Source organism: Bradyrhizobium sp. Pha-3, from assembly GCF_042258615.1.
GTDB lineage: Bacteria > Pseudomonadota > Alphaproteobacteria > Rhizobiales > Xanthobacteraceae > Bradyrhizobium.
Genome location: NZ_CP170152.1, coordinates 5469616 through 5494726 on the forward strand (window position 1 = coordinate 5469616; position 25111 = coordinate 5494726).

Annotated in this window: 23 protein-coding genes; 13 read left to right on the plus strand and 10 right to left on the minus strand. The window is 64.6% G+C overall.

Features of this window, described 5'->3' with window-relative positions:
* Positions 1-82: 82 nt before the first annotated feature.
* Positions 83-1102, minus strand: a complete 1020-nt coding sequence (locus tag ACE10Z_RS26005) for a DUF2155 domain-containing protein (RefSeq protein ID WP_375783308.1) — start codon at positions 1100-1102, stop codon at positions 83-85.
* Between the two features lie 236 nt (positions 1103-1338).
* Between ACE10Z_RS26005 and ACE10Z_RS26010 the strand changes: the two genes are divergently transcribed.
* The 4 genes from ACE10Z_RS26010 (at position 1339) to ACE10Z_RS26025 (ending at position 5043) form a co-directional block, all read left to right on the plus strand.
* Positions 1339-2115, plus strand: coding sequence for an SDR family NAD(P)-dependent oxidoreductase (locus ACE10Z_RS26010; protein WP_375783309.1), 777 nt, complete (start codon positions 1339-1341; stop codon positions 2113-2115).
* 36 nt (positions 2116-2151) lie between these two features.
* Positions 2152-3093, plus strand: coding sequence for an alpha/beta hydrolase (locus ACE10Z_RS26015; protein ID WP_375783310.1), 942 nt, complete (start codon positions 2152-2154; stop codon positions 3091-3093).
* A 168-nt stretch (positions 3094-3261) separates the two neighbouring features.
* Positions 3262-4485, plus strand: a complete 1224-nt coding sequence (locus ACE10Z_RS26020; protein WP_375783311.1) for an SLC13 family permease — start codon at positions 3262-3264, stop codon at positions 4483-4485.
* A 123-nt stretch (positions 4486-4608) separates the two neighbouring features.
* The gene (locus tag ACE10Z_RS26025; protein WP_375783312.1) at positions 4609-5043 is read left to right on the plus strand and encodes a hypothetical protein; all 435 of its coding nucleotides are present in this window, start codon (positions 4609-4611) and stop codon (positions 5041-5043) included.
* Between the two features lie 716 nt (positions 5044-5759).
* Here ACE10Z_RS26025 and ACE10Z_RS26030 read toward each other — a convergent pair.
* Positions 5760-6698, minus strand: coding sequence for a GlxA family transcriptional regulator (locus ACE10Z_RS26030; RefSeq protein ID WP_375783313.1), 939 nt, complete (start codon positions 6696-6698; stop codon positions 5760-5762).
* 129 nt (positions 6699-6827) lie between these two features.
* Between ACE10Z_RS26030 and ACE10Z_RS26035 the strand changes: the two genes are divergently transcribed.
* Entirely contained in the window at positions 6828-7526 is a 699-nt protein-coding gene (locus ACE10Z_RS26035; RefSeq protein WP_375783314.1) for a DJ-1/PfpI family protein, read from the plus strand.
* Between the two features lie 42 nt (positions 7527-7568).
* On the opposite strand, the gene ACE10Z_RS26040 is transcribed toward ACE10Z_RS26035, so the two are convergent.
* Positions 7569-8324, minus strand: a complete 756-nt coding sequence (locus ACE10Z_RS26040) for a molybdate ABC transporter substrate-binding protein (RefSeq protein WP_375783315.1) — start codon at positions 8322-8324, stop codon at positions 7569-7571.
* A gap of 207 nt (positions 8325-8531) precedes the next feature.
* On the opposite strand from ACE10Z_RS26040, the gene ACE10Z_RS26045 reads away from it, so the two are divergent.
* Positions 8532-9401 (plus strand): LysR family transcriptional regulator, encoded by an 870-nt coding sequence (locus tag ACE10Z_RS26045; protein ID WP_375783316.1) that lies wholly within the window; start codon positions 8532-8534, stop codon positions 9399-9401.
* Positions 9402-9803: 402 nt separating this feature from the next.
* On the opposite strand, the gene ACE10Z_RS26050 is transcribed toward ACE10Z_RS26045, so the two are convergent.
* Positions 9804-10214, minus strand: coding sequence for an NADH:ubiquinone oxidoreductase subunit NDUFA12 (locus ACE10Z_RS26050; protein ID WP_298363605.1), 411 nt, complete (start codon positions 10212-10214; stop codon positions 9804-9806).
* Between the two features lie 265 nt (positions 10215-10479).
* Between ACE10Z_RS26050 and ACE10Z_RS26055 the strand changes: the two genes are divergently transcribed.
* Entirely contained in the window at positions 10480-11058 is a 579-nt protein-coding gene (locus tag ACE10Z_RS26055; protein WP_375783317.1) for a BA14K family protein, read from the plus strand.
* Positions 11059-11107: 49 nt separating this feature from the next.
* Here ACE10Z_RS26055 and ACE10Z_RS26060 read toward each other — a convergent pair whose 3' ends face one another.
* The gene (locus tag ACE10Z_RS26060; protein ID WP_375783318.1) at positions 11108-12004 is read right to left on the minus strand and encodes a DMT family transporter; all 897 of its coding nucleotides are present in this window, start codon (positions 12002-12004) and stop codon (positions 11108-11110) included.
* Between the two features lie 180 nt (positions 12005-12184).
* On the opposite strand from ACE10Z_RS26060, the gene ACE10Z_RS26065 reads away from it, so the two are divergent.
* Complete coding sequence (locus tag ACE10Z_RS26065; protein WP_092113679.1) at positions 12185-12589, plus strand: response regulator; 405 nt, start codon at positions 12185-12187, stop codon at positions 12587-12589.
* Positions 12590-12608: 19 nt separating this feature from the next.
* Complete coding sequence (locus ACE10Z_RS26070) at positions 12609-14846, plus strand: CHASE3 domain-containing protein (protein ID WP_375783319.1); 2238 nt, start codon at positions 12609-12611, stop codon at positions 14844-14846.
* Between the two features lie 200 nt (positions 14847-15046).
* Here the strand turns inward: ACE10Z_RS26070 and ACE10Z_RS26075 are convergent, their stop codons facing one another.
* Complete coding sequence (locus tag ACE10Z_RS26075) at positions 15047-15940, minus strand: DMT family transporter (protein WP_375783320.1); 894 nt, start codon at positions 15938-15940, stop codon at positions 15047-15049.
* Positions 15941-16773: 833 nt separating this feature from the next.
* Between ACE10Z_RS26075 and ACE10Z_RS26080 the strand changes: the two genes are divergently transcribed.
* Positions 16774-20547 carry a vitamin B12-dependent ribonucleotide reductase gene (locus tag ACE10Z_RS26080; RefSeq protein WP_375783321.1) on the plus strand — a complete coding sequence of 1258 codons (3774 nt, stop codon included), beginning with the start codon at positions 16774-16776 and terminating at the stop codon, positions 20545-20547.
* A gap of 228 nt (positions 20548-20775) precedes the next feature.
* Positions 20776-21558: an ImmA/IrrE family metallo-endopeptidase gene (locus ACE10Z_RS26085; protein WP_375783322.1), complete on the plus strand. Its 783-nt coding sequence runs from the start codon at positions 20776-20778 to the stop codon at positions 21556-21558.
* Positions 21559-21763: 205 nt separating this feature from the next.
* Here the strand turns inward: ACE10Z_RS26085 and ACE10Z_RS26090 are convergent, their stop codons facing one another.
* The gene (locus ACE10Z_RS26090; protein ID WP_375783323.1) at positions 21764-22045 is read right to left on the minus strand and encodes a hypothetical protein; all 282 of its coding nucleotides are present in this window, start codon (positions 22043-22045) and stop codon (positions 21764-21766) included.
* Positions 22046-22447: 402 nt separating this feature from the next.
* Between ACE10Z_RS26090 and ACE10Z_RS26095 the strand changes: the two genes are divergently transcribed.
* Entirely contained in the window at positions 22448-22894 is a 447-nt protein-coding gene (locus tag ACE10Z_RS26095; RefSeq protein ID WP_375783324.1) for a hypothetical protein, read from the plus strand.
* Between the two features lie 69 nt (positions 22895-22963).
* On the opposite strand, the gene panD is transcribed toward ACE10Z_RS26095, so the two are convergent.
* The gene (gene panD, locus ACE10Z_RS26100) at positions 22964-23353 is read right to left on the minus strand and encodes an aspartate 1-decarboxylase (RefSeq protein WP_375783325.1); all 390 of its coding nucleotides are present in this window, start codon (positions 23351-23353) and stop codon (positions 22964-22966) included.
* Between the two features lie 451 nt (positions 23354-23804).
* On the opposite strand from panD, the gene ACE10Z_RS26105 reads away from it, so the two are divergent.
* Positions 23805-23990 carry a hypothetical protein gene (locus ACE10Z_RS26105; RefSeq protein ID WP_162136641.1) on the plus strand — a complete coding sequence of 62 codons (186 nt, stop codon included), beginning with the start codon at positions 23805-23807 and terminating at the stop codon, positions 23988-23990.
* Between the two features lie 65 nt (positions 23991-24055).
* Here ACE10Z_RS26105 and ACE10Z_RS26110 read toward each other — a convergent pair whose 3' ends face one another.
* Together ACE10Z_RS26110 and ACE10Z_RS26115 are read right to left on the minus strand one after the other, a co-directional pair.
* Positions 24056-24352: a lysozyme inhibitor LprI family protein gene (locus ACE10Z_RS26110; protein ID WP_375783326.1), complete on the minus strand. Its 297-nt coding sequence runs from the start codon at positions 24350-24352 to the stop codon at positions 24056-24058.
* 240 nt (positions 24353-24592) lie between these two features.
* Complete coding sequence (locus ACE10Z_RS26115) at positions 24593-24862, minus strand: DUF2312 domain-containing protein (protein WP_097675372.1); 270 nt, start codon at positions 24860-24862, stop codon at positions 24593-24595.
* Positions 24863-25111: the final 249 nt, after the last annotated feature.

A 25111-nucleotide genomic window follows, 5' to 3' on the forward strand; every position in this document is an offset into this window, starting at 1 on the left:
GCTCCGCGCAATCCGGGAAAGTCTCTCCGCGGAGAAAGAACCCGGATTTCGCTAACGCTCCATCCGGGCTACGCAGTGCCAATCAATTCCCGAACAATCCGCCGAACAGTCCGCCCGGCCGCTGTTGCTGGGGCGGCGGAGGTGGCGGCTGCTGCTGCTGCTGGTATTGCGGCAGCGGTTGCGGCGGCGGACGCGGCGCGGCCTGCTTCGGCGGCGCGCGCTTCTGGGCCGGCGGCGGAGGCGGCGTCGGCGCCTTGGGCGGATCGGGCGCGGCGGTCACGATGGTCTGGTCCGGCCCTTTGCAGTCGGTCAGCCAAATGTCGTAGATCGGATGCTCGACGCCATGCAGGCCGGGGCTCGCCGCGAACATCCAGCCCGAGAAGATCCGCTTCACCTCGCCCTGCAGCGTGATCTCGTCGACCTCGACGAAGGCGTCGGTGTTGGCGGCTTCCGTCGACGGCCTGGTGTAGCAGGCGTCGGTCTTCACCCGCAGCGCGCCGAACTGCACGGTCTCGCCGATATCCTCGTCGAAATTGATGATGCGTCCGGTGATCTTGTCGAGGCCGGAGAAGCTCGCCTTCTTGTTGGTGATCTTGGTCGACGGCGGCTCCTGCACGACCTCATCGCCCGGCTGCAACGCGGCAGGCGTCTGCGGCGCGGTGCCCTGGGGCGCGCCCTGCGGAGTCCCCTTGGGCTGACGCTGCCCCGGCGGCAGGCCCGGCAGCGGATTGGCGCCGGGCGGCGTGTTGGCAACGGCGGGCCCGCCGGGCTGCGGCGGCTGCACGGCAACGCCGGGCGGAGCGACCGTGGCACCGGGCGGCGGCGCCAGCGGCTGCGACTGCACACTGCCGGGCGGCGGCACCGCCTGGCCCGGCGGCAACGCCCGCGGCTGCGTCGGCAGCAGGCGGCCGCGCGGCAATTCCGGCACTTCCTCGTCGTCGTCGCTGGGAGGCGCCACCTGGCCACGCGGAATCGAGCCGGGCGGACGCGGCGCGGGATCGGAGAAAATCGTTCCGATCTGCGCGCGCGCGGGCGGCGCAAGCGAGATGGTTGAGGCGGCAACCAAGGCCGCAAAGCCAGTCAGGGCAATGGTTCGAAGCATCTCGCGGGCTTTAAAAGGCGAATCGGGCTCGCGACAGTCTACCTTGATATCGGCCGCTCGCAGGCCACCGGTTAACACGCCGAATACGGCGGGGAAAGGGCGCCCGGACGCCCGTCCCCGGCCCTCTGGTCACCTCTGGGAACACGTGTGATAGTCCTCACGCTGAAGCCGCGCGGCACCGCGCGAAAACCTGAGAAAATCCGGATCGAACCGGACCAGCCAGAGGAAACCCAGACATGCCAGATCGCATCAGGCTCGACGGCCGGGTTGCCGTCGTCACCGGGGCTGCCGGCGTCATCGGAACCGCCACGCTCCAGCTGCTCGCCGAGCGCGGGGCGCGGATTGTCGCGGTCGACCGCAAGAAGGCCGACCTCAAAGCCGCCATCAAGGACCTGCCCGCCTCGGCCGAGGCCCTCGCGATCACCGCCGACGTCACCGATGAGGACGAGGTCAAGGACTATGTCCGCGCCGCCGTCGACCGCTTCGGCGCCATCGACGCCTTTTACAACAACGCCGGCATCGAGGGCGACATCAGGCCGATCGCGGAATACTCGCTGGAGAGCTTTCGCCGGGTGCTCGACGTCAATGTCGTCGGCGTCTTCCTCGGCATGAAGCATGTGCTGCCGGTGATGCTGAAGCAGAACAAGGGCAGCATCATCAACACCGCCTCGATCGCCGGCCTGATGGGATCGCCGATGATCGCGGTCTACAGCGCCAGCAAGCATGCGGTGATCGGGCTGACCAAGAGCGCGGCCTGGGAATGCTCCGGCACCGGCGTGCGCGTCAATTGCGTCTGCCCCGGCATGATCGAGAGCCGGATGCTGAGCACCATCCTGCAGGGACGTTCCGGCAACGCGCCGCCGCCGGTCGAGAAGATCGTCGACCGCATCCCGGCGCGCCGGCTCGGCCTCGCGAGCGAGGTCGCATCGATCGTCGCCTTCCTCGCTTCCGACGAGGCAAGCTACGTCTCCGGCTCCGCCTACACCGTCGACGGCGGCCGCACCGCCGCCTGACAGTTCAGTTCAGCATCACAAGAAGGTTCGTTGCCTATGCCCGTCGTTCTCGATCCCGATGCCGCTGCCGTCTACAAGGCGTTCCAGGAGGCCGGCCGCCCCGCTTACGAGACGCTGACCGCACCGGAAGCGCGCGACTATTATCGCGCCGCCCGCGTCGTCTCCAATCCCGAGCCGCCGGCGCTTGAATCGAGCAAGGCGCTTGCGATCCCGGCGCCGCACGGCAGCATCCCGGCCCGCATCTACACGCCGAAGACGCTGCGCAAGAAGGGCGGACTCGCGCCGTGCCTGCTGTTCTTCCATGGCGGCGGCTGGGTGATCGGCGATCTCGACACCCATGAGGTGGTTTGCCAGAAGCTTGCCCATGAGGGCGAGCTGATCGTGATCTCGATCGACTACCGGCTCGCGCCCGAGCACCGCTTCCCTGCTGCGGTGGACGACGCCGTCACCGCGACCAAATGGGTCGCCGCCAACGCCGGGGATCTCGGCATCGATGCCACGCGCCTGATCGTCGGTGGCGACAGTGCCGGCGGCAATCTTGCGGCCGTGATTGCCCTCACCGCCCGCGACGGCGGACCGAAGCTCGCCGCCCAGCTGCTGGTCTATCCCGCCACCGATTTCTCGCGGAAGCATCCCTCGCACCGCGAGCCCGAGACCAGCATCCTCCTGACGCATTCGGTGATCGGCTGGTTCGGCGACCACTATCTCGGCGACGCCGACAACAGCGACTGGCGCGCTTCGCCCGCGCGCGCGAAAGACTTTGCCGGATTGCCGCCTGCCTATGTGCTGACCGCCGGCGCCGATCCCTTGCGCGACGAAGGCGACGAGTATGCAAAATTCCTCAGGGATGCCGGCGTGCCCGTGACCTACCGGCATTTCCCCGGCCAGTTCCATGGCTTCTTCACCATGGGCAAGCTGCTCAACCAGGCCAATGTCGCGGTGACCGAGATCAGCGCCTGGTTGAAGACACTAGGCTAGCGATCCGATCGGGGACGACGCGCTTGCAGCGTCGCCCTCTCGATCGAGGCTCGGAGTGCATGGCGCGCGCAGCTTGCGGCGTTAGCGCGCCTTGAAGTTCCCCGCGCCGCGCGATAGTGCGGCCGGACACGCTTCGCGCCACCGGGCACTCCAGCCATCGAGATCGTCTTGTTCACGCCCATCCTCGTCTACGGTATCCCGCTCGATTTCATCCTGTTCGCGCTGACGCTGCTCGGCGTCGCGATCTTCCATCACCATACGCTCGCCGTGGCATTGACGGGCCTTGCCGCGATCGTCGCCTACAAGCTGATGTTCACGGGCTTCGCAAGATTCGGCACGGGCCTGCCCGGTCTCGTGCACCAGATGGAGCATGAGTGGGTCACGCTCGCGAACCTGTTCCTGCTCCTGATGGGATTTGCGCTGCTGTCGCGGCATTTCGAGGAGAGCCGCATCCCGGACGAGATGCCGGCGCTGCTGCCTGACGACTGGAAGGGCGGACTGGTCCTGCTGGTGATCGTGTTCGTGCTGTCAGCTTTCCTCGACAATATCGCGGCCGCGCTGATCGGCGGCACCGTCGCGCGCTCCGTCTTCCGGGGCCGCGTCCATATCGGCTACCTCGCGGCGATCGTTGCCGCATCGAATGCCGGCGGCGCCGGCAGCGTCGTCGGTGACACCACGACGACGATGATGTGGATCGACGGCGTCAGCCCGCTCACCGTCGTCGACGCCTATGTTGCAGCCATCGTCGCGATGCTGGTGTTTGCGGTGCCGGCCTCGCTGCAGCAGCACCGCTATTCCCCGATCGTGAAGGATGCGCCGTCCGGCCTTACCATCGACTGGGCCCGGGTTGCGATCGTAGCGGTGATTTTGCTCGCCGCGCTGAGTGCCAATGTGACGGCCAATCTGAAATTCCCCACGCTATTGGACGCGCTGCCCGTGCTCGGGCTCGCGGTCTGGGCCGCAATCCTCATCACCTCGCTGCTGCGGCGGCCGGACTGGTCGGTGATGCCCGAGACGTTCAAGGGCACCGTGTTCCTGCTCGCGCTGGTGACGGCGGCCTCGATGATGCCGGTGGAGAAGCTGCCGGCCGCATCATGGCAGACCGCGCTCGGGCTCGGCTTCATCTCGTCGGTGTTCGACAACATTCCCCTGACCGCGCTGGCGCTCAGGCAAGGCGGCTACGACTGGGGCTTTCTCGCCTACGCGGTCGGATTTGGCGGATCGATGGTCTGGTTCGGTTCGTCCGCGGGCGTTGCGGTGTCCAACATGTATCCGGAAGCCAAGTCGGTGGTCCGCTGGATCACCCAGGGCTGGCCGATCATGGTGGCCTACGTCGTCGGCTTCTTCGTGATGCTGGCCCTGCTCGGCTGGCATCCCGACGCGCCGCATTGAGGCAAATGTGGAACTCGTCGTGCTGCGGTGCACAATTGGACTTCCTCAAACTTGTGGAAAAGCGAGACAAATCCGTTGACATTGATAAACTCCATTCGCCGTAACAACTTATGGAGCGTTCGCATGAGTGTTAGTGCAGAAGTCCTCGCCCGCGCCCCGTTGGAAACTACGGAGGGCGAAATCGAAACGGTGAGTTCGCATCGACCACGCGGCAACATTCGGCCGCTCTCACCGATGCCGGACTACGTCGAGCATCGCAACGGCGTCAACGAGGTGGGCAAGCTATCGGCCGAGGCGGTCGTGCGCGAATACGAAGCGGCGGTGAAAGAGATCGAGGCCCTTGGAACGGAACTGCAGTTGGCCGCCAAGAACTGCGAGGTCATGGTGGCCGGCGTCCATGACATGATCGCGGAAATCAAGGAGTTCGCCGCAGGTTACCGCGATCAGGGCAAGCGTTTCTTCCTGCAGATCGAAGCCGTCTCGTTGATGACCACGGAGGTCAGGAATACCTGCGAAGCACTCAAGAAGAAGATCGCGACCGACACATTGAGCAACTGATATTTCGGCTCGGGCACGTTTCGTGCTCGGCCATCCGTGGATTTTCAGCGATCGGGCTGATCGCGTGTAAGGTGAATGGCTGCGCTATTCCGGCGCCGCGGAACCGTTAGTTCTATTCAAGACCAAGTCGTTTGAGATCAAGTCGTTCAAGATCAAGTCGTTCAACATCTGGCCCCGCTTCGGCGGGGCGCTCGTGCTGCGCTAATCTCTGCACGCGAGGTGTCCGCGATGAGCCGGATCTACGACCGATTTAACGCACGTCAGGTGCGCGCTCGGCCATGTCAGTTGCCGGCGGCAAAGCGGATATCGGGGACCAGCGGTCGCTAAAATCCATAGCCGGGAGCGCGTCGGTGTGGGCGACGGCAACGCCCTCGGTCCGGGACGCGTGCGACCTCATCGTCGCGGCCGTTGCAGTGACAGCCAGCAGGGCGACGGCCACGAACCCGGTAATCGTTCGATGCTTTGTCATGTAGAACCTCCTCGGGTCCCCAACGCCCACTTAACGTAGGTCACAGGAACCTTGCGCCGGTTCATCCGTGCAACGACAGCATGGATCGTGTCAGATCGGACAACGAGCTTGTCCCAAACTCAAATTGCCTCTGCCGGCAGCGCCGGTGAGGTTGGCGACGGTTCCTCATCGGCAGCTGTGTACGCTTCGCCGTTGGAATCATTCCCCTTCTTTCCAACAACGCGCCGGAGTTGCCGGAGCCGATGACCTACCCCGCGCGCGATGCCCGGCGCAGCGATTGCGGCGGCTGGCCGAAGGCGCGGATGAAGGCGCGGCGCATCCGCTCCGGATCGCGGAAGCCGGTGATCTCGGCGACGCGCTCGATCGCCTCGCCCGACGACTGCACGCGCTGCCGCGCAACTTCGATCCTCAGCCGCTCCACCGCTTTCGACGGCGTGGTGCCGGTCTCCGCGATGAAGGCGCGGGTGAAATGCCGCGAGCTCATCCCGGCCTTGTCGGCGAGATCCTCGACCGTCAGCGGCGCGTCGAGATGCTCGCGCGCCCAGGCGAGCAGCGGCCCGAACCGGCCGTTCGGCGCCTTCAATTCCAGCAGCGAGGAAAACTGCGACTGTCCGCCGCTGCGCCGATGGTACAGCACGAGCTGCCGCGCGGTGTTCTGCGCGACCTCGTCGCCGTAGTCTTCGGTGATCATGGCGAGCGCGAGGTCGATGCCGGCGGTGATGCCCGCCGAGCTCCAGATGTTGCCGTCGCGGACGAAGATCTGGTCCGGCTCGAGCTTGACCTTCGGATAGGTCTTCACGAAATGCGGTGTGCGCTGCCAATGCGTGGTGGCGCGGCGGCCGTCGAGAAGGCCGGCCTCGGCCAGCACATAGGCGCCCGAGCAGACGCTGGCGACGCGGATGCCGCGGCTCGCCATCCGCCGCACGAATGACAGCGTGACCGGACAGGTCGCCGGCGTGCGCACGCCGTTGCCGCCCGCGATGATCAGCGTCGTGATCGCCGCCGACGGCTTGAAGCCGCGCGCCAGCATCTCGACGCCGGACGAAGAGCGCACCGGCCCGGCCTTCACCGCGATCGTCCTGATCGCCGGCGGGTTGTTGGCGAACCGCGCCGCGATCTCGAACGCCGCGATCGGGCCGGCCGCGTCGAGCAGCTGGAAGTCGGGAAAGATCAGGATGCCGATCATCTGCCAAATCCTCGCAATGCCAGATCTTCGGAGGGGGCGGCAACGTCCGAAAATGAGGGAATTATGCCATTTTGGACAAGAGGCCACCATGGCATCGTGGTTCCGTCAAGCGCTATTTGGAGACCTCCGATGTCCGAACCCCTGCAAATTGGATTGCTCGTCTTCCCGAAGGTGACCCAGCTCGACCTGACCGGCCCGCTGCAGGTGTTCTCCTCGGTCCCCGGCGCCAAGGTGCATCTGATCTGGAAACGGATCGAACCCGTTCCGACCGACTCCGTCATGGTCCTGACGCCGACCACGACCTTTGCCGACTGCCCGCAGCTCGACGTGATCTGCGTGCCCGGCGGGTTCGGCACCGACGACATGGCCGGCGACGAGGAGATGCTCGCCTTCCTGCGCAAGCAGGCCGAGGGAGCGAAATACGTCACGTCGGTCTGCACGGGCTCGCTGGTGCTCGGCGCCGCCGGTCTGCTGAAGGGCTATCGCGCCACCACGCATTGGAGTGCGATCGATTTCCTGTCGGGCTTCGGAGCCATCCCGACCAGGACGCGCGTCTGCGTCGACCGCAACCGCTTCACCGGCGGCGGCGTCACCGCCGGCATCGATTTCGCGCTGACGCTGGTGTCCGAGCTCGTCGATCGCAAGACCGCGGAAGCGATCCAGCTCAGGCTCGAATACAACCCGGCCCCGCCGTTCAATGCCGGCTCGCCCGATACCGCGCCGGCCGAGATCCTCGCCTTCATGAAGGAGCGGATGGGACCGGCACACGCGCGCCGGGGCGAATTGATGAGCCGCGCCGCGGCACGGCTCGGCCAGGGGGCGTCCTGATCGTTCCTCGCGACAATCGCCGTCGGCCGCGAGCACAGAGCTTCAGGGGGCAACGGGCTCCAGTCCCCTGCTCCGTATCGCAGCAACCGCCACCGGCGAGTGCAGGAATGCGATCAGTTGCTCGGCGGCCTTCGGCTCGCTGGCGTTGGCGCTGATACCGACGCTGAACGTGGTGTAGTTCTGCAGCTCGTCTGGTAGCACCCCTGCGAGAGCAACGCCCTCGACACCCACGATGTTCGGCACGGTAATCACCGTGAGCTCCGCTTCGCCGCGCGCGACGGCATCGACCGGGCTCCGCCCTGTGACAGCCAAAAGCCTCGGCTTCACTTCGCCTTCAATTCCGAGGCGATCGAGCAAGCGAAGAAAATAGCTTCCGCTCACGCTGTCGCTCGAATAGGCGATCGTTGTCGCCGCCAGCAATGTTCGCTTGAGGTCATCGCGGGAGGCGACCTGAGGCTTCGGCGCACCCGCGCGAATCGCCACACCGGCAGCCGTGCGGGCGAAGTCCGATCGCGAACCCGCGGCGATCCTGCCCAGCCGCGCAAGATCATCGACCGCCGCAGGCAGCAAGACGGCGGCATCGAACTTCTCGCCCGCTTCGATCTGCCGCTTCAGCACCGGCACACCTTCAAAGGTCAGGACAAGCGTATGGCCGGTTGCGCGCGTGAACGCCGGTGCCAGCTCATTGAAGGCCCCCTTCATGGTCGGCGTGCTGAGAACGGCGACCTCGGCCGCGCCGCAGGCCGTGGCGCCCATCGCCAATACGAACGCCGTGGCTACGACGCGAATGTGCCCCATCACCATCTCCTGTGTATCGAGCGGGCCCGGGCCGAGAATTCAGGCCCGGAGCTGGAGTCAGCGCGAAAACAGGAGTATCCACAAGATCGATTATGAGACAGGCCGGTAGCCGTTTAGGTACGTCATATGCGCTGGGCCGACAGGGTTGGGCGTTCTCTCAAGCCTCGCGACCTCCACGTCTTCATGACGGTGGTCGAGGAGAGCAGCATGGCGAAGGCTGCCGAGCGCCTGGCGATCTCGCGGCCGGTGATCTCGCGCACGATCGCCAATCTCGAACAGATGCTCGGCGTGACACTGCTCGACCGCACGGCTCGCGGCGTCGAGCCGACGCTGTTCGGCAAGGCGCTGCTCAAGCGCGGCACCGCGGTGTTCGATGAACTTCGGCAAAGCGTCGAGGAGATCGCGTTTCTCGCCGATCCCCAGGCGGGCGAGCTGCGCATTGCCTGCACCGAGGTGTGGGCCGCCGGCCTCGTGCCGGCAGCCATCGAGCGGCTTTCAAAGCGACTGCCGCGCCTGCGCGTCAGGCTGGAGCAAGGCACTGCGCTCCATCAGTTCAACTTGCTCCGGGAGCGTCAATGCGAAATCGTAATCTCGCGGCTGCTGACGGAGACGCCGGACTACGACATCGACATGCAGCCGCTGTTCTACGAGCCGCTTGCCGTCGTCGCCGGCCCGCAAAGCCCCTGGTCGCGCCGCCGCAAGCTGACGCTGTCAGAGTTCGTCGACGCACCGTGGATCCTGTCGACGCTGGAAGTGGAGTCCGGCTCGCCGTTCGTCGAAGCATTCCGTGCCGCGAACCTGCCGATCCCCGCCGCAACGATCTTCAGCAACTCGTTAAACCTGCGCATCAGCCTGCTCGCCACCGGGCGCTACCTCACGCTCGTTCCGGGCTCGGCGCTACGATTCGGCCCCGGAGCTGCTCTGCTCAAGGCGTTGCCTGTCGCATTGCCGCGATGGCATCTGCCGACGGCGATTTTCACCCTGAAGGGCCGAGCGCTGAGCCCGGTCGCGCAAGTGTTTGCCGATTGCGTTCGCGACGTTGCGAGGCCGTTTGCCCAAAGCAAGGGGGCGCCCTGACGCCTTCAGCCGTCCTGCGAAAGAAAAAGGCCGCCCGGTTTCCCGAGCGGCCCTTCCTGTCTCACGGTGGCCTCACATTTGCGGGCGATTTCAGGACGTCTGCACCGGGGGCCTATCTCCCGGCCGCATCCAACTCGGAGGCCGCTGCTTATCGGGACAGTCGCGATCTGGAGCCCGATCCGACGCGATGGTTTCCCATCTCCGTAAGATGGCTTCATTGAGCCGCGAAGACGCGCACAGTGCAAGCGCACAGCATCGGATGCGGCGCACCTGTCCCCGCTGTTACCGTTGTCCACAGGCACGCACTTGCGTTGCCACAGGCGAGCGTGCGCTGCCACAGATACGCGTGCGACGCACGCGCGGCGTTACGCAGCGCACGGCAGAAACAACAATGCGTGAAGCTCAGCTTCCCGGCGTCCAGGCGTGATAGTCGCCGGTCGCCTTGGGGCGGCGGCCGCTGGCCAGCGTCGAGCCGGACGGACGGTAGGCCTGCGCAGTGCCGGTCATGTTCGGCAGATGCGGCTTTTCCCATTCCCGCGGCGCGTACTTGTCCTCGGTCGGGGGCACATCAACCGTGTGATGCAGCCAGCCGTGCCAGCCGGCCGGAATCCGGGACGCTTCGGCATAGCCGTTATAGACCACCCAGCGGCGCTCGAAATGCAGCGTCGGATCGATCTCGCCGCCCTTGGTCCGGTAGTAGCGATTGCCCTGCTCGTCCTCGCCGACCAGTTCGCCGTAGCGCGAGGTCCAAAATTGCGTGCCAAAGGTCTGGCCGTTCCACCAGGTGAAGAATTTCAGCAGGAATTGTTTCATGCGTGGCCGGTCGGTTCGAGGCAGTCCGGCTCTGATGCCACCTGAATCTCCAAATGTCCAGCCGCCGCCAAGGTAGCCTGGCACTCCCGGAATGGGCCCGGGCTACGGGCCCGTTTGGCGACCAAATGACGCGGTCACAAGGAGTTTTGTTCACCTGCCATACATGCGCCGCCGGTCAAGCAAAGATGACGGACAGTCAATGTGAAACGCGGGAACGTCCGACCGCAGAGATGGTTAGACATTGTCCGTTTTGATGGAGTCCAAAATGATCAATATGAAGGTTCTGAGCACCGCCGCGGCGCTGGCGCTTGCGCTGCCGTTGGCTGTGGCGCCGACCGTTTCGTTCGCGCAATCTGCCGCACAGATGGGCGCGATGGGCGGTGGCGGTGGTGCGCGCGGCGGCGGCGGCGGCGGCGGCCATGTCGGCGGCGGCGGTGGTGGCTTTGGCGGCGGCCGTGGTGCTGCGATGGGCGGTGGCGGCGGCTGGCAAGGCGGTGGTGGCGGCGGCCGCTGGGCCGGTGGCGGCGGCGGAGGTTGGCACGGCGGCGGCGGTGGCGGCTGGCACGGCGGCTATCACCGTGGCGGCGGCTTCTGGCCGGGCGCGGTTGCGGGTGCAGTCGTCGGCGGCGCGCTCGCCTCGGGCGCGTATTACGGCTCCGGCTATTACGGCTACGGCCCCAGCTACTATGACGACAGCTACGGCTATTACGACGACAGCGCGCCTGTGGCCGTAGAGGCCGCGCCGGGCGGCGACGCGAGCTATTGCGCGCAGCGCTACAGGTCCTACGACCCGGGTTCGGGCACCTATCTGGGCTTTGACGGCCTGCGGCACCCCTGCCCGTAACGGCCTCAATGCCTGAGTTGGCGAAGGGCGGCGGCAACGCCGCCCTTTTTCATGTCCGGAGCGCCACCGCGACGGCTGCGAAGGTCACCACGAGCGCCGCGATGTCGCTCGCGCTGAGCGGCTCGCGCAGCATGGCCGCTGCCGCCAGCACGCCGACGATCGGCACCAGCAGCGTACCGATCGACGCGGTCGCCGCCGGCAGCCGCTCCAGCGCCGCGAACCAGCAGACATAGCAGAGACAGAACTGGATCAGCGTCATGTAGACCATCGACGCCCAGCCGAACTGCGACAGCGCGGCAAGCTGCGGCTGCTCGATCAGGACGCCGGCGATGGCGATCGGCACGCAGCCGATCGCGAGCTGCCAGGCGGCGAGCGACAGCGGCGGCATTGCGAGCTTGAAGGACTTGGTCAGCACCGTGCCAAGCCCGACGCAGAGCGCGCCGGCGAGCGCGAACAGGATGCCCGGCAACTTGCCGAGGCTCGCGTCGAGACCGCCACCGCCGATCAGCGCCGCGATTCCGGCAAGCGCCACGCCAAGCGCGAGCGCACGCGGCAGCGAGATGCGCTCGCCGAGCACCGGCCATGCCACCAGCGCGACCCACACCGGAATCGAGATCCCGAGCACGGCCGCCTCGCTGGCCCGCAGCCAGATCAGAGCCAGGCCCATCGACGCGACCCAGCCGCCGATCGAAAGCGTCGACACCAGGGCAAGCCGCAACCACATGCCGTCGGGGACGCGCAGCTTCTGTCCGCGTGCAACCGCTACCAGACCGAGTGCGATCGCGCCGACCACGCCGCAGAGCCCGCGCGAGGACAGCGGCGGCCACTCCGTGAGCAGGAACTTCATGATCGGGAAGTTGAGACCCCAGCCGGTCGACGCGACCACCAGGAATGCGAGGCCGAGCGGTGACGGCGGGGCGCGGCCGGCGACTGGAACTGCGGTCATGGACCCGTCGTAATGTGGGCGGACAAATACAAGTGATGGCGTCAGGGCTAGCTGGAAATCTGCTTGTCAGCAAACAGCATATGCATTCTATGATACAGACTTTCCATCCAGGTTCCGCCTTAATCGGCAGACGGGCCAAGCGAGTCGCCGGCACGCGAGGCCGCAGGAAGAGGATGCATCGTGCCGAGCGTTCTCGTGGTCGATGACGACCCGATGGTGTGCGTCGCCATCGAGGTGTGTTTGCAGCGCCAGGGCTTCGACGTCACCGTCGCGGATGGCGGTGAAGCGGGCATGCGCGCGCTGGACAAGGCGTCGTTCGACGTCATGCTGGTCGACGTCTTCATGCCGCATATGCGCGGTTTCGAGGCGATCCGCGTCTTTCACGAGCGCGCCCCCCATATTCCCGTGATCGCGATGTCCGGCTATGCCTTCGCCAATGCCGACCGTGCGCCGGATTTCCTGCGGATGACGATCGAGCTCGGCGCGTCGGCCTGCCTGCGCAAGCCGTTTACCCCGCAGGCGCTGATTGCCGCCGTTAACGAATGTCTTGCGAAGTCCGCTCCTTCTGCTCGTCTTTCCAAGTAATTGCTCGTACTAATCGTCGATGGTTTCCCAGCGTCTCATCCTCGGCAGCGGCCTTGCGATCCTCCTCGTCATCAGCGCGGCGTCGATCGGGCTGGACGTCAAGTCGCGCAGCGAGATTGATTCGGTCGATCACGCACTCGGCATCCTCAAGCGCATTTCGGATGCGCGTTCGCTGCCGCGCGGCGTCGAGAGCGCGGCGCGCGGGTTCGCACTGACGGGCGACGCGTCCTTTGCCGAAGAGTTTCGCCAGCAGAGCACCACCCTCACCGCCGCCTTCGACGATTTGATGGCTGCGGTGCAGTCGGCCCCGGAGGAAGCGCGGCTGATCACGGGCACCAGGGCAGACGTCGCGCGCGCCATTGCGCTCGGTGCCGAACTGATCAGGTTGCGCACGGCGGGCGATACCGCCGGCGCGGCGGCGCTGATCTCGGCGGGCGAGAGCCGCGCGCTGATGGACCAGGTCGGTGCGGCGCTCGACCGCTTGGTCACTGAAGAGCGCCGCCTGCTCGGGATTCGCACCGAACAGTCGAAGACCAATGGGCGGCTGTTGCTGGCGGTCGACCTTGCCGGCGTGGTGATGATCCTGCTGCTCGCGGTCGCGCTGACGCTGGCGGCGCGGCGCGCCAGCCGCGAACTGCAGGGCGCGCTCAGCGCGACCAAGGCGACCAATCTGTCGCTCGAGGGCAAGGTGGCCGAACGCACCAAGGATCTCGGCGCCGCGCTCGAAGGGCTCCGCCGTTCCACCTCGGTGATGGAAACCACGTTCCGCACCATGGCGGAGGCGGTGCTGGTGATCGACGGCGCCGGCACCGTGCTGCTCTCGAACCCGGCCGCCGAGAAGATGCTGCGCTACAAGCCGGGCATGACGGTCCGGCAGCTGCGCGCCATGAGCAACGTGTTCCAGGCCGACGGCGTCACGCCGATGCAGGCCGACGACATGCCCTCGGCCAAGGCACTGCGCGGCGAGGAATTCGACGGGCTGGAATTCGTCGCCCGGCCGGTGCGCGGCGCGCCGGAGATTCATCTCGTGGTGTCGGGCCGGCCGCTGCGCGACGGCGACAACACCGTCACCGGCGCGGCGCTGATCTATCACGACATCACCGCCTCGCGCGAAACCGAGCACAAGCTGCAGCAGGCGCAGAAGCTCGACGCCATCGGCAAGCTGACCGGCGGCGTCGCACACGACTTCAACAACATGCTGACGGTCATCACCGGCACCACCGAGACGCTGGTCGACAGCCTGCGCGGCCAGCCGAAGCTCGCGCAAACCGCCGAGCTGATCGACCGCGCCGCCGAGCGCTGCCGCGAGCTGATCCAGCATCTGCTCGCCTTCGCCCGCCGCCAGCCGCTGGAGCCGCGCACCGTCGACATCAACGGCACCGTGGTCGATATCGCCAAGCTGCTGCGGCCGACGCTCGGCGAGCAGATCGAGATCGACTCGGTGCTCGCGCCCGATGTCGCCAGCGTTCACATCGACCCGTCGCAGCTTGCCAACTCGCTGCTCAACATGGCGATCAACTCCCGCGATGCGATGCCGAACGGCGGCAAGCTGTTGTTCGAGACCAGCAACATCGTGCTCGACGACACTTATGCGGCTGTTAATCCCGACATCACGCCGGGCCGTTACGTGCTGCTCGCGGTCAGCGACACCGGCACCGGCATGTCGCTCGCGGTGCAGGACAAGGTGTTCGAGCCGTTCTTCACCACCAAGGAGGTCGGCAAGGGCTCCGGCCTCGGCATGAGCATGGTGTACGGCTTCGTCAAGCAGTCCGGCGGCCACATCAAGATCTACAGCGAGGAAGGCCACGGCACCACGATCAAGCTCTATCTGCCCCCTGCCCGCGGCCAGGTCGAGGTCGAGGCGCCTGCGCCGGAGCCGGTGCGGCGCGGCACCGAGGTCATCCTGGTCGTGGAAGACGACCAGCTGGTGCGCAACTACGTGGTCACGCAGCTTGGCACCCTCGGCTACAAGACCATCGCGGTGCCCGACGCCCGCGCCGCGCTGGCGCTGGTCGACAAGGGCGAGAAGTTCGACCTCTTGTTCACCGACGTCATCATGCCCGGCGGCATGAACGGCCGGCAGCTCGCCGACGAAGTGACAAAGCGGCGGCCCGGCCTCAAGGTGCTCTACACCTCCGGCTATACCGAGAACGCGATCGTGCATCACGGCCGCCTCGACGAAGGCGTGCTGCTGCTGGCAAAACCCTATCGCAAGGCGCAGCTCGCCAGCATGCTGCAACAGGCGCTGGGCGAGTGATGTGACGCGTGCCCGATCCATCAACCCCGTCATCCTGAGGAGCGCGCATCGCGCGCGTCTCGAAGGGTCGACGGCCCGGCTGGTGGCCGTGCATCCTTCGAGACGCCGCTGCGCGGCTCCTCCAGCGACAAAGGCAAAGCCTTTGCGCGGGGATGACGGGGTTGGACGTCTTCTAGCGCTGCCGCGGAGCGGGATGCGAGCTACCTTGTCGCCAGCGCGACGCCGGCGAGCGTGAACAGCAGCGCTGTGATCTGGGTCGGCCCGAGCGGCTCGTGCAGCGCGACGGCGGAAGCGATCACGCCGATCACCGGCACCGCCATGGTGCCGATCGCCGCCACCGAGGCCGGCAGGCGGGCGAGCGCGGCAAACCACGCGACATAGGCGACGCAGAACTGGATCAGCGTCGAATAGACCAGCAGCCACCAGCCGACCGTCGTGACCCGATCGAGATGCGTGGTCTCGATCAGGAGGCCGATGATCGCGATCGGCACGCAGCCGAGCCCGATCTGCCAGGCCGCGGCCGGGATCGGCGGCATCACCAGCGGGTATTTCTTCGCCAGCACCGTGCCGAGCGCAAAGCCGAACGCGCCGCCGAGCGCCATGATGATTCCCGGCAGCTTGTCCTTGCTCGCGGAAATCCCGTTGCCGCCCATGATCGCCGCGAGCCCGGCGAACGCCATCACCAGCGCAATGGTCCGAAGCCACGTCGGCCGCTCGCCGAGCACCGGCCAGGCCAGCAGCGAAGCCCACACCGGCATGGTGTAGGCAATCAATGCGGTCTCGCTCGCCGGCAGCCACAGCAGCGCCAGCCCCATCAGCACCATCCAGCCGGAGACGTTGAGCGCCGCATACAGCACGAGGCGCGGCCACAGCCGGGCCTCGACATGCAGGCTCTGGCCACGGATCAGCGCCAGCGCCGCCAGCAGCACGGCGCCGATCACGCCGGTGGCGCCGCGCAAGGTCAGCGGCGGCAGCTCGCTGAGCAGGAACTTGGTGGACGGCCAGTTGAACCCCCAGCCCACCGAGGTGATGGCGAGGAACATCAGGCCGGCGGGCGCAAGGCGCGGCCGCCCGTGAGGCTTCTGGTCTGTCATGGAACCCGGCAAGGGTATGAAGAGCAAGGGTATGAAGAGGAGTGAGTCGGCCGCACCTTGCCCGCGATTTTGTCGCCCGACCATCACGGCTCTGACATGCCTGATCCGTAGTTTGCCCGTAGGCTTACGTGAGTCCCCAAAATTCAATCCGCCGCGGCGAATAAAAACTTCGCCTGTGAACAGCGGGGCGAAACTCCAATCCACAGGCGGAGCGAATTTTTTTGGCTTGGGAATCCCTGAGGACTCACCGATAGTTGGCTCGATCACAGGCGCGGCACCGCCCCCTGTTATCCCCCTCCTTCCACCATATTTAGTGTTTGATTCAGAAACTCGTACTAGTCCTTGACGGGCGCAACGGACATGGCCTAGCTTTCAACCTGTTCGGCGCGAGTGTGTTTGGGTCCCCGCCGGTCGCTCCCACAAGGGTTCCAAAATGACCACTCCGCCAGGCCTTCGGGCCGCGGGTGAAGGGCTTGTCTGCCCTGATTTTGGGCCGCTGTAGGGACGACAGAACGGGCCGAGAAGGACCCGGAAACAGAGGCCGTAACCGGCCCGCGAGAAGCGTTGGCGTGACGTGTCGCGTGAAGCGTTTTGGGGCGTTGAATGCATGACCCGGAGGACCCGACCAGTCGGGCGCCGCCTTGGGATCATGCCGCCGCAGGGCCGGGTCAAACCGGCGCCTGACGGATGAGAGAAACAGGCCGGATCCACCGGCTGAGCTGCGGATGACGGGAGGCGTGCTGACGCATTTTCCCTGAGTCCGCGAACAGACAACATTCCGGTAACCTGCGGCGAAACGTGGGACCGGGCAGAAGAAGAGACGGGGCTCGACCATGCGAATCGAACGACGCAACACCACCAGCGGACAGTCTCCCTATGCCGGGATCAATTTCCGCCTGACCACATCTGAGATCCGCAACCCGGACGGCTCGGTCGTGTTCCGCGCCGAGAACGTCGAGGTTCCGGAGTTCTGGTCGCAGGTCGCCTCCGACGTGCTGGCGCAGAAGTATTTCCGCAAAGCCGGTGTTGCCGCGCGCCTGAAGAAGGTCGAGGAAGAGACCGTGCCGTCATGGCTGTGGCGCTCGGTGCCCGACACCGACGCACTCGCCACCCTGCCCGAGAACGAGCGCATCGTCGGCGAGACCTCGGCCAAGCAGGTGTTCGATCGCCTCGCCGGCTGCTGGACCTATTGGGGCTGGAAGGGCGGCTACTTCTCCACCGAAGAAGATGCGCTGGCCTTCTTCGACGAGCTGCGTTTCCAGCTCGCGAAACAGATGGTCGCGCCGAACTCGCCGCAGTGGTTCAACACCGGGCTGCACTGGGCCTATGGCGTCGATGGTCCCGGCCAGGGCCACTACTATGTCGACTGGAAGACCGGCAAGCTCACCAAGTCGAAGTCGGCCTATGAGCATCCGCAGCCGCATGCCTGCTTCATCCAGGGCGTCGGCGATGACCTCGTCAACGAGGGCGGCATCATGGACCTCTGGGTGCGTGAAGCGCGCCTGTTCAAGTACGGCTCCGGCACCGGCTCCAACTTCTCCAGCCTGCGCGGCGAAGGCGAAAAGCTGTCCGGCGGCGGCCGCTCGTCCGGCCTGATGAGCTTCCTCAAGATCGGCGACCGCGCCGCGGGCGCGATCAAGTCGGGCGGCACCACCCGCCGCGCCGCCAAGATGGTCGTGGTCGATGCCGATCACCCCGACATCGAGACCTATATCGACTGGAAGGTGAAGGAGGAGCAGAAGGTCGCCGCCCTCGTCACCGGCTCCAAGATCAACCAGAAGCACCTCAAGGCCGTGATGAAGGCCTGCGTCAACTGCGAAGGCAGTGGCGACGATTGCTTCGATCCCGAGAAGAACCCGGCGCTCCGCCGCGAGATCAAGCTCGCGCGCCGCAACCTCGTGCCCGACAACTACATCAAGCGCGTCATCCAGTTCGCCAAGCAGGGCTACAAGGAGATCTCGTTCGACATCTACGACACCGACTGGGATTCGGAAGCGTACCTCACCGTCTCCGGCCAGAACTCCAACAACTCGGTGTCGCTCAAGGATGATTTTCTGCGCGCGGTCGAGACCGACGGCGACTGGAACCTGGTCGGTCGCACGACCAAGAAAGTCACAAAAACGCTGAAGGCGCGCGACCTCTGGGAGAAGATCGGTTACGCCGCCTGGGCGTCGGCCGATCCCGGCCTGCACTTCAACACCACGATGAACGACTGGCACACCTGCAAGGCGTCCGGCGACATCCGCGCGTCCAATCCGTGCTCGGAATACATGTTCCTGGACGACACGGCGTGCAACCTCGCCTCCGCCAATCTGCTGACGTTCTACAGCTCGACCACCAAGCGGTTCGACATCGAGTCCTACGAGCACCTCTGCCGGCTCTGGACCATCGTGCTCGAAATCTCCGTCATGATGGCCCAGTTCCCGTCGAAGGCGATCGCCGAGCTGTCCTACGAGTTCCGCACCCTCGGCCTCGGCTTCGCCAACATCGGCGGCCTGCTCATGACCATGGGCCTGCCCTATGACTCGAAGGAAGGCCGTTCGCTCTGCGGCGCGCTGACCGCTGTGATGACCGGCATCTCCTACAAGACCTCGGCCGAGATGGCGGCCGAGCTCGGCACCTTCCCGGGCTACAAGAAGAACGCGGCCCACATGCTGCGCGTGATCCGCAACCACCGCCGCGCCGCCCACGGTGAAAGCCGCGGCTATGAGGCGCTCGCCGTCAATCCGGTGGCGCTCGACCACGAGTCCTGCCCGCAGGCCGACATCGTCGCACATGCCAAGCTGGCGTGGGACGACGCCCTCGCCCTCGGCGAGGTCAACGGCTATCGCAATGCCCAGACCACCGTGGTGGCGCCGACCGGCACCATCGGCCTCGTGATGGATTGCGACACCACCGGCATCGAGCCTGATTTCGCGCTGGTGAAGTTCAAGAAGCTCGCCGGCGGCGGCTACTTCAAGATCATCAACCAGGCGGTGCCGGCAGCGCTGCGCGCGCTCGGCTATCGCGAAGCTGATATCGCGGAGATCGAGGCCTACGCCGTCGGCCACGGCTCGCTGTCGAATGCCCCCGGCATCAACGCCACGACCCTCAAGGCAAAAGGCTTCACCGATGAAGCCATTGCCAAGGTCGAGAAGGCGCTGCCGACCGCGTTCGACATCAAGTTCGCCTTCAACAAGTGGACGTTCGGCGAGGACTTCATCCGCGACCAGCTCGGCATCGGCGCGGAAGCCATTGCCGCCCCCGGCTTCGACCTGCTCTCGGCGGTCGGCTTCTCCAAGCGCGAGATCGAGGCTGCCAACGTCCACATCTGCGGCGCCATGACGGTCGAAGGCGCCCCGCATCTGAAGGCCGAGCACTATCCGGTGTTCGACTGCGCCAACCCGTGCGGCAAAATTGGAAAACGCTATCTGTCGGTCGAGAGCCACATCCGGATGATGGCGGCCTCCCAGCCGTTCATTTCGGGCGCGATCTCCAAGACCATCAACATGCCGAACGACGCCACGGTGGAGGACTGCAAGTCCGCCTACCTGCTGTCGTGGAAGCTGGCGCTGAAGGCCAACGCGCTGTACCGCGACGGCTCAAAACTGTCGCAGCCGCTCAACTCGCAGCTCATCTCCGACGATGAGGACGAGGACGATGCGGTGGAGGCGCTCTACGAGAAGCCGATGGCGGCGCGTGCCGCCCAGGTCTCGGAGAAGATCGTCGAGAAGCTGGTCGAGCGCATCATCGTGATGCGCGAGCGCGAGAAGATGCCGGACCGCCGCAAGGGTTACACCCAGAAGGCTGTTGTCGGCGGCCACAAGGTCTATCTCCGCACCGGCGAATACGACGACGGCCGGCTCGGCGAGATCTTCATCGACATGCACAAGGAAGGCGCGGCGCTGCGCTCCTTCATCAACAACTTTGCGATCGCGGTCTCGCTCGGTCTGCAATACGGCGTGCCGCTGGAAGAATATGTCGACGCCTTCACCTTCACCCGCTTCGAGCCCGCGGGTCCGGTGCAGGGCAACGACTCGATCAAGTACGCGACCTCGATTCTCGACTATGTCTTCCGCGAGCTCGCGGTGAGCTATATGAGCCGCTTCGACCTCGCCCATGTCGATCCGAACGAGTCTGGCTTCGACGCGCTCGGCAAGGGCGTCGAGGAAGGCAAGGAGCCGGATGAGGCCCCCGCCCAGCAGGCGACGAAGTATGTGTCGAAGGGCCTGACCCGTTCGCGCACCGACAACCTCGTCGTCATGCGCGGCGGCTCGGCCGCAGTCAGCGGCAACGCCGACAACGCGCCCGCCGGCGGCAATCGCGTCACCGCGCTCGCCCCGCACGGCGCCACCGCCCGCGGCGTCTCCGACACCATCGAGGGTGCAGTCGCCCTGAAGCAGGAGGTCAGCCACGACCTGTCGCCGACCGAGAAGCTCGAGGCACTGAACTGGAGCAAGCCCGGCACCGCCGCAGCCGCCGCACCAAGCAAGGCGGAGCGTCGTGCCGAAGCGAAGGCCAAGGGCTACGAAGGCGAGATGTGCTCGGAGTGCGGCAACTTCACGCTGGTGCGGAATGGCACGTGCATGAAGTGCGATACTTGCGGCAGCACGACGGGGTGTTCGTGAGGCGGTGGGTTGCTGCTGTTGTAGTTTTCACGAAAGAACGCCCGCGACTCCCACTCTGACGCCCGTGATCGCGGGGCCTACAAATCCACGGATTCCTCGCAAAATCGCGAGGTTTCCAGCCGACGGGAGGCCCGGATGGCCTCTCGCCGGCAGCATCTACCGGCCCAACGGCCAAGTGCCTGAGGCATTACTGAGTGAAGAATTGTTCGTTTCGACGAGGTCAATTCTATGTCGAGTGACGATTTCATAGTTGATCCGCTCCGTGATCTCGAGGTCCACGAGCACGCGAAGGCTCTCCGCCGCTTTCTGGGGTGGGAGAACTCCGAGCGGGTCGACCCTCTTGCTCTCGAGTCAGTCAACGAGATCTGGACTGTTCGCGGAAAAAAGCCGTTTAGGCTCGAAGTAGTGTCCGATGCCGAACTCCCGGACGATTCGGGGCTGACCATCTACGATGGCGCATGCATCGTCGTGAAGATTCCTAGGCGAATCCGGCACAAGGCATTCATGGGTGATGGTTATGCTCGCTACACCATTGCCCATGAGCTCGGCCATGCCGTTCTTCACGTCGATCGGTTGGTAAAGGGAGCGACGCTCCCACGGCGTCGCGTCGGCAACGTAACCCCGATCTGGATTCCCAAGTTCAAGTCGGCCGAGCACCAGGCCATGGTCTTCGGCGCGGCGTTCCTGATCAACGACGACACCGCACGCGGACTCTCCTCGGCCGACGAGGTGTCAGTTCAGGCTGGCGTCAGCTTGCCTGCCGCGCGCATCTATTTCGAGCAGGTGCAGGAGGAACTGGCAAGACCGGCGGTTGCAGCTCGGGTCCGGAAGATCGCCGACGAGGTTCGGGAGAAATTATCGTCAAATCCCGTCACTCGGCAAACTTCGTTCTTGAGCGAGGTCTGCTCTTTCTGCAATCAACAGAAGCTCTTTCCAGTCGGCCACAAGTTCATGTGCCACGCCTGCGACAGGGTCTACGACCGTTTCCAGGACGGCGACGAAGTCCAGTAGCGGAGCGTCGCCTACGCTGCATTGGCTTGGCGGCGCTGGAAGGCGGAACGGAGCAAGCGTAGCCCGGATGAGCGAAGCGACATCCGGGGGCCGACACGCAACTCGCAAGATCAATCCCGCATATCGCTTCGCATACTTAGAACCCCGCGAATAAAGGGTGGCGGAAAGGCCACCCTTTCTTCAACAGGCTCGTCTCGACCAGTCGCTAGGCGGCATCAAGACCAGACCACGTCCGGCCAGCCGACTCCGTAACAAACACGGCATACGAAGTTTTGACCTGCGCTGCCGCAGCTTTCGCCTTGGCCAACACATCCGCCCGGCTCGATGCTCCCTCGAAGTTGTATTCTGCCGGCGGCAATTGGTAGCGCTTGCCGTCGTCAGATGCGATGACGCGCGAAAAGCCGTGCATCGCCATCTTCTTGTGCAACAATTCGTAGTCGCTCCAATCTGCATTATGGAGTTCTACACGCGTAGTGAAACTGGCCACAAAGGCCTCCTCTTTGGGCAGGGTTGCCTTCTGAGACCTTTCCGGATATCTCAAACGTGCGAAGACTGAGATCCGTTGTCGCCGTGGGCAATCCGCCCGTACGATTTAGGGTCACAACGACGAAAGGGCGCCAGCAATATTCGCTGGTGCCCTTTTTTCATAGCGACGCGCGCAACGGTGTCAACGCGCAACAGTCGCCTACGGCGACTCTACACACGAAATGACATTCGGCAACGCATCTCGTTTCTGTAACGCGTCGAAAATGTTAGTGACGCAACGTCGAATGACGTTGCGTCACTAACATTTTTTCCATGATTCGCCTAGGGTCACTAAGGCATTGAAAAATCGTGGCTGTGGAAAGAAGTTTCTTGCATCTCGCGTTACAAAATACACAACTGAAACATGACCGATTTCCGCGACCAAGCCACCGCCGCCGAACTTGAAAAGCGAATCCGCGAAGAGATTGCATCGCGGCAAGCCAAAATACGTGAGCTCCAAAACGAGATTCACTCATTCGAGCAGATGCTGCTTAAGGCGCGCCGGCAAAATGCACTGGTGAAGCGAGTAGACGTTACACGTAAGAACAGTCTTGGACGCGTGCTGGTCGAGAGTTCAGTACTCGAAGCCTTAGCGCAAACAGGCAGGGTACGAGGCACAACATCCCTCTACCGAGATGCATGCTTGATCGTTGGCACATTGAGGGAAGGAACATTTCGAACGACCCTTCATCGCATGAAGAATCGAGGCCTCATCGCTTCCGTTGGCAATGGAAAATGGCAAATCACGCTGCCAGGCATGCAACTCGTAAATCCAAGCTTATCGCCTCAATCGCGCAGCACAGAGAACTAGCAATCAGTACGGCAGTCGCGGCGGGTTATGCTTCACTAACTGCCCTATGCAGCTAAACGACGCCGCGATCTAGGCCTCAGCCAACGCAGCACCAGCCGAAACCTCACCCGCCTCCACCCGCCGGTTCTTCTCGTCCACCATCACCACGCGCGGGCGAAACCTGCGCGCCTCCTCGGCTTCGAAGCCGGCATAGGCGACGATGATGACCTTGTCGCCAGCCATGGCGAGGCGCGCGGCGGCACCGTTGAGGCCGATGGTGCCGGAGCCCGCTTGCGCCTCGATCACATAGGTCGAGAAGCGCGCGCCGGTGTCGATGTTGTAGATGTCGACGCGTTCGTTGATCAGGAAGCCGGCGGCCTCGATCAGGTTGCGGTCGATCGAGATCGAGCCCTCGTAGTGCAAGTCCGCCTCGGTGACACGCGCGCGATGAATCTTGCCCTTCATCAAAGTCACTTGCATCGAGCCCATCCCGTATCGTTGCATCGGAATTCTCCGTGGCCGCCAATAGGGACCGTGCGGCTCCCGGTCAATACTTGCCGCGCGACCGGGTGTGACCTTGCGTCGGTAGGTTTGTTCTGAGATCGCAGACTGCTTTGGTCGGAATAGGCTGCTTGTCGCAGCGCTCTGAAATAATCGCACTGCAATTCGTCCCTCAGGGAGCATGGCATTATCTTCTCATCGTCGCAGCCGACCACCTCCGCCGTCGTGCGACGAGCAAAGGCGGAAGGCGTAATCCGCTTCGCCAGCAACCGTTTCGGCGGGTTACGCGGAGCCTGTCATCGGGCCGCCCTGCGGGCGGACCCGTTGGCTAACCCGCCCTACTCGCTCAGCGACCTGCCGTTGTGACCTGCTATGATGGCAGTTCGCCTGAGTGATTCAGCAATGGCCGCTCGCAACTTGACGAGGAACAATGTCCCAGTCTTTCAAAGTCGGCGATCTCGTCAGGAAGCGTGCCGGTTATGAGTATCCCGGCATCATCGTTTCAGTTTTCACGACGCGAGCCGGTGCAGTGCGTTACGTGGTGGAGGCCGATCATCCCGGATTTGCGGGGATGCTCCATATTTTCAATGGCGAGCAACTGGAGCCTCGCGCCTGAGTTTCGCAGCGCTTCATCGCGCGCCTCGTCACGTTCGCCGATGACCCGTCGCGACATCATGCGGGCTACTGGCCGGCACGCTTTTCAAGAAGCAGCGTGCGGTCGGCGATATCCTTCAATTCGAACGCCTGGGAGTCGAGGAACGCGACGGACCCGTTGTTGGGGTCCGCGGCGAGGCGATGGGTTTCACCCAGATGATGCTTCAGCCAGGCCCGCTGCTCGGTCTGCAATTGCGCGTGCGCCTCGCCCTTCGACTTTGCGAGCAGCGCTTGATAAGCGGTGTTGAGCCTGATGTCCCACGTCTCGATTGCGGCCTTGCCGCACGCAAGCATCCTCGTTGACACCCCTTCGGCCTTGTCCATGCACGCATCATACTCGGTGCCTTGCTGCGCGCGCACCGACAAAGTCCCGAGCACGAGCGTAGCTGCAACAATGACAAGCCTTCGCGAAAGTATGACCACGTCCAAATCACCCCAACCGCATCTGCGGACAACCATCGTCGCACGAGAGCAGAACGTAGGGCGGATTAGCCGAAGGCGTAATCCGCCACCTCGCTCGCAACAGTCGCGGCGGGTTACGCTTCGCTAACCCGCCCTACGGCCTCACGCCGCCTTCGCTTCCTTCTCCGCCGGCGCGGTTTCCATCGCGCGCATGTAGAGATCGAGCAGGGATTCGCGCTCGTCGCGCTCGTCCTGGTCCTGCTTGCGCAGCTTTATGATCTCCTTGAGGATCTTCACGTCAAAGCCTTCGCCCTTCGCCTCCGAGAAGACTTCCTTCTTCTGCTCGCTGAGTTCCGCCATTTCAGTGTCAAGGTTCTCGATCCGCTCGACGAAGGAACGAATTTTTCCGCCGGGAATGGTGATGTCAGACATGGTGCCTCTTTGCTGAATGAGGTCGTGAAAATGAAAGCAAAGAGATGACCAATGTCTTAAGCTGCGCGACCGCTGCGGCGTGTTCATTGCTTGAATTATGCATTGCTTCGCTTCGCTCGCGACGAAACGAGGAGCACAGCTGGGACAATCATGTCGCGAGAACGCAAGGCTGCGCCCTCACCCACACTGTCATCGCCCGGCCTGTGCGCAATTGCGCACAAGGACCGGGCGATCCAGTACGCCGCGGCC

What these genes read in the sequence shown, in the direction of transcription:
- ACE10Z_RS26005 (WP_375783308.1), bottom strand. Translation starts at nt 1,102, where the DNA reads ATGCTTCGAACCATTGCCCTGACTGGCTTTGCGGCCTTGGTTGCCGCC.
- ACE10Z_RS26010 (WP_375783309.1), top strand. Translation starts at nt 1,339, where the DNA reads ATGCCAGATCGCATCAGGCTCGACGGCCGGGTTGCCGTCGTCACCGGG.
- ACE10Z_RS26015 (WP_375783310.1), top strand. Translation starts at nt 2,152, where the DNA reads ATGCCCGTCGTTCTCGATCCCGATGCCGCTGCCGTCTACAAGGCGTTC.
- ACE10Z_RS26025 (WP_375783312.1), top strand. Translation starts at nt 4,609, where the DNA reads ATGAGTGTTAGTGCAGAAGTCCTCGCCCGCGCCCCGTTGGAAACTACG.
- ACE10Z_RS26030 (WP_375783313.1), bottom strand. Translation starts at nt 6,698, where the DNA reads ATGATCGGCATCCTGATCTTTCCCGACTTCCAGCTGCTCGACGCGGCC.
- ACE10Z_RS26035 (WP_375783314.1), top strand. Translation starts at nt 6,828, where the DNA reads ATGTCCGAACCCCTGCAAATTGGATTGCTCGTCTTCCCGAAGGTGACC.
- ACE10Z_RS26040 (WP_375783315.1), bottom strand. Translation starts at nt 8,324, where the DNA reads ATGGGGCACATTCGCGTCGTAGCCACGGCGTTCGTATTGGCGATGGGC.
- ACE10Z_RS26045 (WP_375783316.1), top strand. Translation starts at nt 8,532, where the DNA reads ATGGCGAAGGCTGCCGAGCGCCTGGCGATCTCGCGGCCGGTGATCTCG.
- ACE10Z_RS26050 (WP_298363605.1), bottom strand. Translation starts at nt 10,214, where the DNA reads ATGAAACAATTCCTGCTGAAATTCTTCACCTGGTGGAACGGCCAGACC.
- ACE10Z_RS26055 (WP_375783317.1), top strand. Translation starts at nt 10,480, where the DNA reads ATGATCAATATGAAGGTTCTGAGCACCGCCGCGGCGCTGGCGCTTGCG.
- ACE10Z_RS26060 (WP_375783318.1), bottom strand. Translation starts at nt 12,004, where the DNA reads ATGACCGCAGTTCCAGTCGCCGGCCGCGCCCCGCCGTCACCGCTCGGC.
- ACE10Z_RS26070 (WP_375783319.1), top strand. Translation starts at nt 12,609, where the DNA reads ATGGTTTCCCAGCGTCTCATCCTCGGCAGCGGCCTTGCGATCCTCCTC.
- ACE10Z_RS26075 (WP_375783320.1), bottom strand. Translation starts at nt 15,940, where the DNA reads ATGACAGACCAGAAGCCTCACGGGCGGCCGCGCCTTGCGCCCGCCGGC.
- ACE10Z_RS26080 (WP_375783321.1), top strand. Translation starts at nt 16,774, where the DNA reads ATGCGAATCGAACGACGCAACACCACCAGCGGACAGTCTCCCTATGCC.
- ACE10Z_RS26085 (WP_375783322.1), top strand. Translation starts at nt 20,776, where the DNA reads ATGTCGAGTGACGATTTCATAGTTGATCCGCTCCGTGATCTCGAGGTC.
- ACE10Z_RS26095 (WP_375783324.1), top strand. Translation starts at nt 22,448, where the DNA reads ATGACCGATTTCCGCGACCAAGCCACCGCCGCCGAACTTGAAAAGCGA.
- panD (WP_375783325.1), bottom strand. Translation starts at nt 23,353, where the DNA reads ATGCAAGTGACTTTGATGAAGGGCAAGATTCATCGCGCGCGTGTCACC.
- ACE10Z_RS26105 (WP_162136641.1), top strand. Translation starts at nt 23,805, where the DNA reads ATGTCCCAGTCTTTCAAAGTCGGCGATCTCGTCAGGAAGCGTGCCGGT.
- ACE10Z_RS26110 (WP_375783326.1), bottom strand. Translation starts at nt 24,352, where the DNA reads ATGGACAAGGCCGAAGGGGTGTCAACGAGGATGCTTGCGTGCGGCAAG.
- ACE10Z_RS26115 (WP_097675372.1), bottom strand. Translation starts at nt 24,862, where the DNA reads ATGTCTGACATCACCATTCCCGGCGGAAAAATTCGTTCCTTCGTCGAG.